The organism is Citrobacter sp. U14242, from assembly GCF_046555775.1.
Taxonomy (GTDB): domain Bacteria; phylum Pseudomonadota; class Gammaproteobacteria; order Enterobacterales; family Enterobacteriaceae; genus Citrobacter.
In genome coordinates this window covers 264,199-276,452 of sequence record NZ_JBKGLW010000002.1, presented here as the reverse complement: position 1 = coordinate 276,452, position 12,254 = coordinate 264,199, and the positions used below count along the sequence as shown (strand labels likewise).

General features: G+C 51.1%; 13 protein-coding genes. 3 read left to right on the top strand and 10 right to left on the bottom strand.

Translation table 11 applies throughout. The features are described 5' to 3' along the window. Position 1: 1 nt before the first annotated feature. Entirely contained in the window at positions 2–955 is a 954-nt protein-coding gene (locus ACLJXE_RS04045; RefSeq protein ID WP_410750154.1) for a LysR family transcriptional regulator, read from the bottom strand. 121 nt (positions 956–1,076) lie between these two features. Between ACLJXE_RS04045 and ACLJXE_RS04040 the strand changes: the two genes are divergently transcribed. Further along, positions 1,077–1,817 (top strand): MipA/OmpV family protein, encoded by a 741-nt coding sequence (locus ACLJXE_RS04040; RefSeq protein WP_410750153.1) that lies wholly within the window; start codon positions 1,077–1,079, stop codon positions 1,815–1,817. A gap of 3 nt (positions 1,818–1,820) precedes the next feature. On the opposite strand, the gene ulaD is transcribed toward ACLJXE_RS04040, so the two are convergent. The 8 genes from ulaD to yiaK form a co-directional block, all read right to left on the bottom strand. Further along, positions 1,821–2,513: a 3-keto-L-gulonate-6-phosphate decarboxylase UlaD gene (ulaD, locus tag ACLJXE_RS04035; RefSeq protein ID WP_410750152.1), complete on the bottom strand. Its 693-nt coding sequence runs from the start codon at positions 2,511–2,513 to the stop codon at positions 1,821–1,823. Beyond that, positions 2,510–4,006 (bottom strand): FGGY-family carbohydrate kinase, encoded by a 1,497-nt coding sequence (locus tag ACLJXE_RS04030; protein WP_410750151.1) that lies wholly within the window; start codon positions 4,004–4,006, stop codon positions 2,510–2,512. Before ACLJXE_RS04030 ends, ulaD begins: the two co-directional genes overlap by 4 nt. A gap of 3 nt (positions 4,007–4,009) precedes the next feature. Further along, the gene (yiaO, locus tag ACLJXE_RS04025) at positions 4,010–4,996 is read right to left on the bottom strand and encodes a 2,3-diketo-L-gulonate TRAP transporter substrate-binding protein YiaO (protein ID WP_410750150.1); all 987 of its coding nucleotides are present in this window, start codon (positions 4,994–4,996) and stop codon (positions 4,010–4,012) included. A gap of 12 nt (positions 4,997–5,008) precedes the next feature. Continuing rightward, complete coding sequence (yiaN, locus tag ACLJXE_RS04020; RefSeq protein ID WP_410750149.1) at positions 5,009–6,286, bottom strand: 2,3-diketo-L-gulonate TRAP transporter large permease YiaN; 1,278 nt, start codon at positions 6,284–6,286, stop codon at positions 5,009–5,011. Then, complete coding sequence (gene yiaM, locus ACLJXE_RS04015; RefSeq protein WP_410750254.1) at positions 6,286–6,762, bottom strand: 2,3-diketo-L-gulonate TRAP transporter small permease YiaM; 477 nt, start codon at positions 6,760–6,762, stop codon at positions 6,286–6,288. The genes yiaN and yiaM overlap by 1 nt, the downstream gene beginning before the upstream one ends. Before the next feature lie 82 nt (positions 6,763–6,844). Next, positions 6,845–7,771 carry a DUF4862 family protein gene (locus tag ACLJXE_RS04010; protein ID WP_410750148.1) on the bottom strand — a complete coding sequence of 309 codons (927 nt, stop codon included), beginning with the start codon at positions 7,769–7,771 and terminating at the stop codon, positions 6,845–6,847. 13 nt (positions 7,772–7,784) lie between these two features. Then, the gene (locus tag ACLJXE_RS04005; RefSeq protein WP_410750147.1) at positions 7,785–8,249 is read right to left on the bottom strand and encodes a YhcH/YjgK/YiaL family protein; all 465 of its coding nucleotides are present in this window, start codon (positions 8,247–8,249) and stop codon (positions 7,785–7,787) included. Between the two features lie 11 nt (positions 8,250–8,260). Beyond that, positions 8,261–9,259, bottom strand: coding sequence for a 3-dehydro-L-gulonate 2-dehydrogenase (gene yiaK / locus ACLJXE_RS04000; RefSeq protein ID WP_410750146.1), 999 nt, complete (start codon positions 9,257–9,259; stop codon positions 8,261–8,263). 217 nt (positions 9,260–9,476) lie between these two features. On the opposite strand from yiaK, the gene yiaJ reads away from it, so the two are divergent. Further along, a complete protein-coding gene (gene yiaJ / locus ACLJXE_RS03995) occupies positions 9,477–10,292 on the top strand; it encodes an IclR family transcriptional regulator YiaJ (protein ID WP_410750253.1) in 816 nt (271 codons plus the stop codon). Positions 10,293–10,410: 118 nt separating this feature from the next. Next, positions 10,411–10,884, top strand: a complete 474-nt coding sequence (locus ACLJXE_RS03990; protein WP_286629962.1) for a 4Fe-4S dicluster domain-containing protein — start codon at positions 10,411–10,413, stop codon at positions 10,882–10,884. 35 nt (positions 10,885–10,919) lie between these two features. Here the strand turns inward: ACLJXE_RS03990 and avtA are convergent, their stop codons facing one another. Next, positions 10,920–12,170: a valine--pyruvate transaminase gene (gene avtA / locus ACLJXE_RS03985; RefSeq protein WP_410750145.1), complete on the bottom strand. Its 1,251-nt coding sequence runs from the start codon at positions 12,168–12,170 to the stop codon at positions 10,920–10,922. Positions 12,171–12,254: the final 84 nt, after the last annotated feature.

The window sequence follows — 12,254 nt, the reverse complement described above, 5'->3', positions numbered from 1 at the left end:
CTTACTCAGGTGACTGTTGCTGCGCCTGAGTAAGCTGCTGGCGTATCTCATTTAACATCTCATCAAGAATAAACTGTACTCGCCAGGGCTGATATTCGCGTTTGCGGAAAATGGCCACAAGATCCAGCCACCACTCATGCTGTTCAGAGAAGCACGGAACCAACATTCCGGCTTGGGTATCCTTTTGCACGCTTTTATTTGGCGCAAAAACAATGCCTAAATGGTTACGTGCCAATGCCAGTGCCGACTGCGTATTGTCGCAGACGTAATTCCCCGTTACACGATAGTCTTGTAATTCTTTACCTTTGCCTGAGGTGAATCGCCAGATATTCGCGTCATCAATCATCATTGAATCAATAAGAATACAGGAATGATCCTCCAGTTCCTCAGGACTACTGATAGGATGTTTATTGAGATATTCCTGACTGGCAAAAGCAGAAACCGCATATTTAGTAATAAAACTGGCAACCAATGATTCATCTTTGGGTTGTGTATAGGTAATTAAAATATCACAGTCGTCAGGGAAATCGACGCCTTCATAAAATGCTTTGCGCTCCAGATTATATGTTTTTAGCGAAAGACTAATGCCGCCAATATTCTGAATTTTTGCAATAACATGTTGCGATAAGTATGTCACTATTCCTGTCGGTGCATATACTGTTACGCGACCACGCTTTTCATGCTTATAATCCGCAATGAAATTGTTTAGCTGATCGGTTCTATCCAGCATGTCATTAATGTAGGGCAGTAGTGCTGTTCCAAACGGTGTCAGGGTAAGCTGTCGGGTGGTTCTGTCGAAGACTTTTAACCCAATTTTTGATTCAAAATCAGCAAGGTATTTGCTGACGTTGGCCTGTGCGATGCCGAGAACGGTGGCAGCGTGACTGATGTTTTCACTGGCAGCAATGACTGAAATGATCTTCAGCTCCCGGTGTTTGAGTTGTAATTTGTTCATCGCCAAACCCAATATATATATGTTTGTATATATTACTATATAAATATGGATGTTGCACCGACGAAATTGTAAGCATTATTATGCACGCGCTTTGTAGCTTATTTTAAAATGGAATGTTGGCATGTTAATTAAACGCAATATTGTGGCGCTATTTGCCTTTTCTTTTATGGCGAGTGCGACAGCCGCAGAATTTTCTATTGGCGGTGGCGCTGTATATAATGAATCGCCTTATCGTGGATATAATGATAATGTTCACGCAGTACCGCTTGTCAGTTATGAAAGTGAATCATTTTATTTTAGGCAAACAACGTTAGGCTATATTCTGTCGAAGAGTAAAAGTAATGAATTTAGTCTTACTGCTTCGTGGATGCCGCTGGAGTTTGACCCTGCCGATAACGATGATCGTGCAATGAAGCAGTTGGACAAACGTGACAGTACCGCGATGGCCGGTGCTGCATGGTATCACCATGAGAAATGGGGCAGCGTAAAAGTTTCTGCGGCGGCGGATGTTCTGGACAACAGCAATGGTTGGGTAGGGGAAGTGTCTCTGTTCCGCCAAATGCCGATGGGTAAGCTGACGCTGACTCCGGCTGTTGGTGTTCTTTATTATGACGAAAATTTCAACGAATATTACTACGGTATATCTGGCAATGAATCCCGCCGTAGCGGGTTATCAAGTTATTCCCCAGGCGATAGCTGGACGCCCTATGTCGGGCTGTCGGCGAAATACGCGTTAACCACTAATCTGACGTTGCTGGCAAGCGCCAACTATAGCGTGCTACCGGATGATATTAAGAATAGCCCAATGGTCGATCGCGACGACAGCTTCACTTTCCTGTCAGGGGTGAGCTGGCGCTTCTGATCCTCACCCGTTTGTCCTCATGGAAGAGGGCGATTTTTTCGTGATACGTTGACAGATGGCGTCGATTTGCGCATGAAACTCGCCGGCGACCAGCGCTGGAAGGGAGGCGCCTGCCAGCGCGCGCCCGGCAATAAAGGCTTTAACGTTAATATCGCGGAACAGCGGCAGGTCTGCGGGCGTAATGCCGCCGGTAATCGATAGCTCAAGGCCGATGTCGGACAACGCTTTCATCCGCGACAGATCCGCTTCGCCCCACTGTTGACCGCTGGCCTGCGCGTCGCGCCCGCGATGGTAAATCGCCTGACGAACCCCGACACGACACCAGTCGCGGGCATCGTCCAGCGTCCAGTTTCCGAACAGTTCCATCTGAATTTCACCACCGCAGGTTAGTGCAACGGCGTGGCTTTTTTCCACCGTGGCGAGCGGCGCGGCACAGATGATGGTCATCCAGTTGGCACCTGCGCCAAAGGCTTGCTGTGCGAGGATTTCTCCGGCATCGGCCACCTTCCAGTCGGCGACGATAATTTTATCCGGGCATTGGGCGCGCAGGGCTTTGACCGCGCTAAGGCCTTCGGTTAAACAGAGGATGGTCCCAGCCTCAACGATATCGACATGATCTTGTAGCAGCGCGACATCACGTTGTGCTGCCTGAAGGCTGGTGTGGTCGAGCGCCAGTTGCAGTAATGGTCGGCTCATAATGCGTGCTCCTTAATGCGGGCGTGATAGCCCTGTAGTGCGGTAATCAAATCCTGGTATTGACGGTATTTACGCTGGTAACGCGCATGTGCGGTCATGTCCGGCAGCAGCGTGCGTATCGGGTGCTGTAGGCTGCGCTGGGCGTCGCTAAAGTTGGGGTAAACGCCGGTGCCGACGCGGGCGGCGAGCGCAGCGCCAAAGCAGCCGGTCTCTTCCACCTGCGGCAATTCGATACGTAAACCGCTGACGTCTGCCAGCATTTGCATCCAGATGCCGGAATGCGCCGGGCCGCCCGTCACGCGCAGGGTGTGAACGTCGGTAAAGCGTTCACGCATGCGATTAAGATGGGTCATATGGCTGAACACCACGCCTTCATAAATGGCCTGTAACAGGTGCGCGCGGGTGTGCAGCGCCTGCATACCATAAAAGCCGCTGGTCATCTCCAGCCCGGCGTTGCTGCCGTATAAAAAGGGCAGGAAAAACAGATCGCTACCGGCTTTGGGCAAACTGGAAACCGTCTGGTTAATCTCATTAAATGAGATCTCGCCCCACTGGGCGATGAACCATTCCAGATTGCCGGAAGAGGTCGGGCTGGCTTCATGAACGATGTATTGCCCGCTATTCACATAGCGGCCATAGACATAGGGATGCGCCTCATGGTCGCGCAGGCCGTGAGCGATCCCGCTGGTGACGGCCCAGGTGCCCATTACCGCATTGAGGGTGTGTTCGTCTTCAATACCGGCACAGAGTGCGGTGGAAACCACATCAAACAGGCCGCCGACGACGGGCGTACCCGCCGCCAGACCGGTTATGGCGGCTGCCTGAGCGGTGATTTCCCCGCACATTTCTGCTGAGCCGACAATGGGCGGTAGCGCGCCATTGATCTCACTGATGCCGAGCCAGTCAGTTAATTGCGGGTCATATTGCCCGCTGGACATGTTGTAGAGGTTGGATTCGGAGATATTGCTCTCTTCGCAGCCCTTCACACCGGTTAAGCACCAGCGCAGATAGTCGTGCGTCATCATGACGCAGCCAATTTGGGGGTACCGTGAGGGTTCGTTTTCTTTGACCCAGCGTAAAAGAGAGGCCGGATGCCCGGTCCATAAGGTTTGTCGGGTTAACGGGTAGAGTTTTTCTGGGATACCATCCTGCTGCCAGCAGCGCACGATTTCGATGGCTCTTCTGTCTGACGAGAGAATGGCTGTGCCGAGCGGGCGGTCTTCTTTATCGAGTAAAAATAATCCCTTACCTTGCGCGGATATCCCGATGCCGAGGATTTGTGAACCGCCAATGCCGGTATGGTCGAGGAGCGCGCGAATGACGGTGTGGCAGCATTGCCGTAGTTCTGTCATGTCGCGCTCAGCCCAGCCCGGCTTGGGGCTTAACGTGCGCAGCGGCAGGCGCTGAACGCCTGCCTCCCGGCCAGTAGCGTCGTATAATCCGGCTTTTAGCCAGCTACCACCACAGTCCAACCCCAGCCAGTAATTGCTCATTGTTTATTGCACCTCATCCACAGCTTTCAGCAGCTCCGCGCCCTGAGGAATGTCTTTCACAAACATGTCTCGAACCTGATTGCCAAGCGCATCACTGAAGGCTTGGCGGTCGATCTCCGCCAGAACCTCAACACCGGCCTCTTTCATGCCGTTGATGATTTTTTGCTGATTTTCAGCGACAAGCTGGCGCTGATAGTTTCCTGCCTCTTGTGCTGATGAAATTAGCGCTTGCTGTAACTGTGGGGTTAAGCCATCGAATTTCGCTTTATTGATCACCACCAGAAGCGGTGAATAGGCATGATGGGTAAGAGAGAGATACTTCTGTACTTCATAAAATTTCGCCGACCATACGACGTTGATGGGATGCTCCTGGGCATCAATGGTGCGGGTTTCCAGTCCGGTATAGACTTCGGCAAATGGCATAGGAATGGGATTAGCACCGAAGATCTTAAAGGCAGCGATATTCATTGGGCTATTGTTGGTGCGAATTTTTAGGCCCTTTAGATCGGCGGGGGTTTTCACTGGCGCGCGTGAGTTGGTCACATCACGCCAGCCGTTTTCCCAGTACGCCAGCACTTTTAAGCCTTTTGCTTCAAGGGAGGTTTTCAGCTCATCACCAACTTTGCCGTCGAGGGTTTTATGCGCGTGGGCGGTGTCGCGGAACAGGAAAGGCACATCCAGCAGATTCATCACCGGCGATAAGCCAGCGAAGTTATTTGAACCCGACATTTCCATATCAATGGTACCGCCACGCACGCCGCTGATCATGGCCTGTGCGTTGCCCAGCGTACTATCAGGAAACAGTTTTAACGCCAGGTCACCATTGGTTTTTTCTTTTAATAATTCATTGAATTTTTTCGCCGCAATATGCTGCGAGTCCGTTTGCGATGTTTCATAGCCAAAACGTAACGACTGTGCAGCGAGGGATGATGTGCTGATTGTCGCCAGTCCTGCGATAAATAATGCATAGGTTACAGAGCGTAATTTCATGGTATTTCCCTTTTAGTTAATCCATTTCAGAGGAATGATGATTAGGTCGGGTATGAAAATGAAAAGTGTTAACAGCAAATATAAAACTAATACATAGGGGAAAACGCCCCTTACCGCATCATCGAATTTAAGTTTTGCTACGCCAGAAATAACGTTCAGGACATTACCAATCGGTGGGGTAATTAATCCTATAGAACAATTAATGATAAACATGACGCCGAAATAAATCGGATCAATGCCCGCTTCTTTAACTAATGGCATTAATACCGGGGTGAGAATTAAAACGGTAGGGGTTAAATCCATCACCATGCCCACAAGCAAAATTGCCAGCATAATGACGATAAACAACAAACGCGGTGAATCCACTAATGGTTGTAGTAAATCGGACACCATCATCGGCAGTTCGGCAATGGTGATAAGCCACGCGGAAACAGAGGCAGAGGCAACCAAAAACATGACGACTGATGTGGTTTTTGCTGCCCCGACCAGCACATGCCAGAGGCTGGAAAAGGTCATTTCCCGGTAGATAACCACCGCGACAAACAGGGCATAAAATGCGGCTACGGCACCGGCCTCTGTTGGAGTGAACAGGCCAGAGCGGAAACCACCAATAATTATTACAGGGAGAAATAACGCCCAGATTCCAGAAATCAATGATTGCCAGACTTCACGGGGCGTCGCTTTAGGCTGACGAGGCAGATCCAAACGGTTTGCCTGCCACCACCAGGTGAGCATCAGCGTAGCCCCCATCATTATACCGGGGGCGATCCCCGCCATAAACAGCTTACTGATGGACAGACCGCTGGAGACACCAAAAATAATAAAGGGGATTGAGGGAGGGATAACAGGAGCAATAATCCCGCCAGAGGCGATAAGCCCCGCTGCGCGATTTACCGGATAGTTGGCGCTACGCATCATCGGAACCAGCAACGCCGCGACCGCTGCGGTATCCGCCACAGCAGAGCCAGAGAGGCTCGCCATAATCATCGCAGCTAATACGCCGACATAGCCCAGACCACCGGACTTATGCCCTACGAGTTTCATCGGCAGATCGACTATCCGTTTAGACAAGCCTCCGGCATTCATTATTTCGCCCGCCAGTACAAAGAACGGAATAGCTAACAGAGAAAAACTGTCCGCCCCATTGACCAGGGTTTGCGCCATGATCTGTACGTCGAACATATCCAGCCAGGCCATTAACGCTGCGCCGCAAAGCAGTAACGCCCAGGCGATGGGGAGGCCAATGGCAATGCTGCCAAGCAGGCAGCAAAGAAATATCAAAACGGCCATTATTCATCTCCTTGCGGTGACAACGGGGGGGTATCAGTATTGGTAGCCAACCGATATAAACGATGCAGTTCGAACAGTGCGATAACCACGCTGGTGGGCAAACAGGCGGCATACATCAATCCGACGGGTAAGCCGAGGATAGGGGATAAGTCGCTCCAGTCCTGGATTGTTTTCTGAACAGAACTCCATGCCAGAGCCAGGCACAGAAGCAAAATTAAACTGTGAGTTAGCAACGCCAGACGGCGTTGATTGGCAGTAGACAGTTTTTCTACCAGGAAGGTGACCTGTACATGTGCGTTATCCATAAAGGCCACGATTGCGCCAATAAAGGTAAGCCAAACAAACAGGAAGCGGGATAGCTCATCGACTGATAATATACTTGTCTGAAATCCATAGCGGAGAACTATATTAATAAATACAATACAGGATAATACGGCGATAATGATTGCCAGAATTCCCTCCAGTATTCTCTTCATCATGAGTCCTTTAGAATTTATAATTTATGGTGTATATCAATTGCTAAAGTATGAAAATATAGTGAATATCTTTGTTCTGTTTTTATGGCGTAGTTAATGCGCGAATGCCATCGCATAATATTTCAATGCGGTGCTGAATATCAGCATTAGCATTGATTTCCAGTAATTTAATACCGGAAAAAAGTAATGTTGTGTGCTCCACCGCATTAAATAATTCTTTAACATGATTAGTCATCATCAGGCTTTGAGGGCAGAACGGGGCAAACGGTGCGTGTAAGTCCTGCCACTCGCCGTATTCGCCGGTCAGCGTGGTGCCGGAGAACATCAGCGCGCCGAGCTTTCCGGCCTGTTTGGCCTGCCGGGTGTGGGCCAAAGGTAGCGTTGTATCCTGTCCTTCAATAGCGGAACGTGCCCAGTTAATACACACGCTGATGTCGTAGTCGGCTATCACTTCCAGCACGTTGTCTAATGGCAGAAATCCTTTGCGCGGTGCGGGACCGGTCATGGCATCACAGTGTTCCAGTACCAGATCGCAGGACCAGTCCCAGTTAGCCATCTCTTTTAGCGAACGGGCAAATGCATCGGTGGCCTGAGCGACGTTCGGATTACCCGCCAGCGGGGCGGCATGTAGCTCCAGCGCGATCACTTTCCCGGCCCTGGCGGCATTGATGTTGTTGATTTTCTGCTGAAGATGGTGATAGTACTCTACGCAGGCTTTACGCTGTTCTTCGTCGCTGGAGGCCAGGCCAAAGCCGCTGTTTCCGCCACGGCGGCGCATGGTCTCCATAATGGCGGTGACCACAATTTGCCAGTCGCCCGGCGTATGGCGCAATAACCATTCGTCACCCAGAGGGTGAAGATGCTCGAGGCAGGGCTGTTCAAGACCGCGAATATTCGGGGTATCCGCGAGTTGTCGCCAGAATTCCTTCTCTTTCTCTTCACTCTGTTGGTGAAATGAGGGTGCACAGGGATACGCACCGATAATATAACCGGCATTATTAACGTTCATGTTGTGCTCCTTTTTATAAAACTGAAATAGCGACCTTCACGACTATTTTGCGGATGGCTGTTGCTACCGTTTTATGACATCCTGGGCGGTGAACATCCTGCGGGAAAAATATGGCGTAGCTTCCGGGAATCATTTCGAAGAAGGATTCGTGTTCACTGTCGTGATAAAAAATAATATCGCGCTGTTCTAATAACGATTCGCTAATTTCGTTATGGCCGGTATCAATCGCGATACCGATTTTCTCTTCGCCCGAGGCCAGAAACTGAATATCCAGATAGCGACGATGAACTTCCGGACGGTTTTCGGCAGCGTCGCGGGTGGTTAAATCGATAACCTGCGCGAAGATATTTTTTCCGTCGATCTCCACCACGCCCGGTTCCAGCGTACTGAAGTCTGTGCGGCGCAGAAAGTCGAGCGCCCTTTCAATGGCTGCGGGAAAACGACACGGGTTAGGCTGAGCGATATGTCCAAAGATCATCGTATTGCTCCTTACAGCGCCTGAATTTTGGCCCATACGCTGTCATCAACGGTGATCCCATGGCGACGATTTTCTTCCAGCAGCGTTGTAAACTCGTGACCTGGCAGGCGAACTGGGGTCTCCTCATCCGCACGTTCAGCGGTGGTGATGAAATCCATAATGCGCTGCAGTTTGGCGTCGCGGGATGCGCCGTCGATCAACTTGTCTACTTCAATAGCGATGAAAATCTGCGAAATGCCATATTCATCGCTGTTGTCCTGGGTGACTTCGGCTACAGAAGCGCCGTCTGAAAGCAGAGTGGCAATCATATCCAGCACGATCGACAGACCTGAACCTTTCCAGTAGCCCATTGGCAAAATGCGGCGATTTTTCTCGATAACGCCAGGTTCTCTGGTGAGATTACCTGCATCGTCGAACCCGCCGTCCACCGGAAGTTCACGGCCCGCCAGACGGTTAACCTCCAGCATGCCGTAGGAGAACATCGACATCGACATATCCACCATGGTGATCGGCGTTGATGGGATGGCAACAATCAGCGGATTAGTGCCGATGCAGCACTCTTTAGAACCCCATGCAGGCATCACGGCGATGGAGTTGGTCCAGCAGATGCCGATGTAACCTTTCTCTGCGGCCTGCCAGCCATAGCTACCGCCGCGCATCCAGTGATTTGCATTGCGCAGCGCCACCAGGCCAATGCCGTGATCGGAGGCCAGCTCGATGGCGCGGTCCATCATCTTTTTCGCCGTCAGGTTGCCGATTGAGCGTTGGGCATCCCACTGCTCAATTGCTCCGAGGCTGGTAATGCGCTGCGGTATGGCCTCAGGGATGATGTCGCCGTTGTCCAGTTGCTGAATGAAGCGAGGAAAACGGTTCACGCCATGCGAATGGACGCCGGATTCGGTGGTGCGTGCAAACATTTCAGCACAGGCATCTGCGGTTTCAACGGCAAGACCGCGCGCCAGCAGTACCCGATTGAACGCTTCTTTCAACTGCTCAAAAGTGACTTTCATTCCCGTTTCCTTAATTAAATTTGATCGCTTTTTTATCTCTTAATTTCACTATGCGAAATCTGATTTCAAATATATCGATCAAATTTTGACAGATCAACGGGGCGGACTGTTTTTTAAATCCATCAAAATCAAATGGTTATGTTTTTTTGGTTCAGATCGTGAACTGAAACACACATTGCGCTACCATCAGAGCGCGACAAAAAGGGGAGCGGATGTGATGGGTACAAAAGAGAATGAGATGACACAAGAAAAAGAGAGGCCAGCCGGAAGTCAGAGCCTGTTTCGTGGTTTGATGCTAATTGAGATCCTGAGCAACTATCCGAATGGTTGCCCGTTGGCGCATCTGTCCGAACTGGCGGGGCTGAACAAAAGTACCGTACACCGGCTGTTGCAAGGGCTGCAATCTTGTGGATATGTCACGCCCGCGCCCGCAGCGGGGAGCTATCGCCTGACCACCAAATTCATCGCCGTTGGGCAGAAGGCGCTGTCGTCACTGAATATTATCCATGTCGCCGCGCCGCACCTTGAAGCGCTGAATATTGCCACCGGTGAAACGATCAACTTTTCCAGTCGTGAAGATGACCACGCGATTCTGATTTATAAGCTGGAACCCACCACTGGTATGCTGCGGACCCGCGCCTATATTGGTCAGCATATGCCGTTGTATTGCTCTGCGATGGGCAAAATTTATATGGCGTTTGGTCATCCGGACTATGTGGCCTCTTACTGGGAGAGCCACCAGGATCTTATCCAGCCACTGACCCGCAATACCATTACTGGTTTACCGGCGATGTACGATGAGCTGGCGCAGATCCGTGAAAGCAGCATGGCAATGGACCGGGAAGAGAATGAGCTTGGCGTGTCCTGCATTGCGGTGCCGGTGTTTGATATTCATGGCCGCGTGCCGTACTCGATTTCAATTTCACTCTCCACTTCTCGCCTGAAACAGGTTGGGGAGAAGAATTTACTCAAGCCGCTGCGGGAGACCGCTCAGGCAATTTCGAATGAACTGGGCTTTACCGTTCGCGATTAGGCGAAACGCCAGAGTTGATCACATACCTGACAAAATTTAACCGTTTCCCCTGTCCGATCAAAGCGACAGGGACAGCCTCTCTGGCACTCTGTGGTTTTTAACGGCGACGGAGAAGGTAATGAACGGGTTTATTATGGCGGATGCGGCGAAATGTATTGGATGTCGTACCTGCGAAGTGGCCTGCGTCGTCGCGCATCAGGAAAACCAGGATTGCGCAGCGGTCTCTTCCAGCGCCTTTACCCCGCGCATTCGGGTTATTAAAGACGACGCGTTTACCACGGCGGTTAGCTGTCATCAATGTGAAGATGCACCCTGTGCCAATGTCTGCCCAACCCACGCTATTCGTCGCGAACGTGGACATATCTTCGTTGAACAGGCGCGTTGCATTGGCTGTAAGAGTTGTATGCTGGTCTGCCCGTTTGGGGCGATGAATGTGGTTGCACAGCGCTCGCGGGTGCAGGCGGTTAAGTGTGATTTGTGCTGGCATCGCGAGACGGGCCCGGCGTGTGTAGAAGCCTGCCCAACCAGCGCGTTGCAGTGCATTGATGCTGTTAGTATTCAGCGGCAGCGTCTGCGGTCACAGCCGTTGTGAAATTAGCCCGACCCGAGCCTGGGTCGGGCTAATCATCAGCCTTCCAGCCAGGCGCGTTCGATCTCTTCAGCCAGAATCTTCACGCCAGCCTCGATTTTTTCCGGTTCCGGTACGTAGTTCATCCGCATGCACTGATGCGTATGCGGCCAGGGTTTATCCAGCCCAGGGAAGAAGTAGTCGCCAGGAACCATCAGGACACCGCGCGCTTTCAGACGCTGATATAACAGTTCGGTGGAAATCGGTAAATCCTTGAACCATAACCACAGGAAAATCGCGCCTTCTGGTTTATGAATCAGGCAGCGATCTTCAGATAAATAGCGGCGAATAATCGCAATCGTCTCCTGAACGCGCTGATAATAAAACGGTTTGATAACCGTCTCCGACAGACGCAGAAGGTCGTTGCGCTTAATCATTTCGCACATGATCGCCGGACCCATGCCGCCAGGCGCAAGGCTGATAATGCCGTTCATATTGGTGATAGCGGTGATGATTTTTTCATTGGCGATAATAATGCCGCAGCGAGAGCCCGGCAGCCCGAGCTTGGAAAGGCTCATGCACAGTACAATGTTTGGGTTCCACAGCGGACGCGCTTCGCTAAAAATGATGCCTGGGAATGGGACGCCATAGGCGTTATCGATAACCAGCGGAATTCCATGCTGATTGGCCAGCCGGTCCAGCTTCATCAGCTCTTCATCAGTGATCACATTGCCGGTTGGGTTCGTCGGACGTGACACGCAAATCATGCCCGTCTCTTCGCCGATATGCAGGTGTTCAAAGTCAACGTGATACTTAAACTGGCCTTCCGGTAACAGTTCGATGTTTGGTCGTGCTGAAACGAAAAGGTCTTCTTCGAGCCCTGAATCGGCATAACCAATGTATTCCGGTGCCAACGGGAACAACACTTTTCGGGTGGTTCCGTCGGCACGACGTCCGGCGAAGAGGTTGAATAAGTAGAAAAACGCGCTCTGACTGCCATTTGTCAGTGCAATATTTTGTGGTTCGATATCCCAACCCAGCTTCTCACGTAGTAGTTTCGCCAGCTCAGACAGTAGCTCGGTTTTACCTTGTGGACCGTCATAATTACAAAGCGCATCAGTGGCTTTGCCGTTTTCCAGCATCTCTGCCAGCAGAGACTGGAAGTAATCCTGCATCTGTGGGATTTGCGCCGGATTACCGCCGCCAAGCATGATGGCGCCTGGGGTGCGTAAGCCGTCGTTGAGGTCCTCCATCAGGCGTGTGATGCCTGAATGGCGGGTAAATTTGTCGCCAAAAAGTGAGAATGTCATAGCAGGTGGTCTGTCGAACTCAGTATTAAAGTGGCTAACCATAGCGCTACCTATGGTGGGGTGCAAATCAGGCTTACAGAGCAG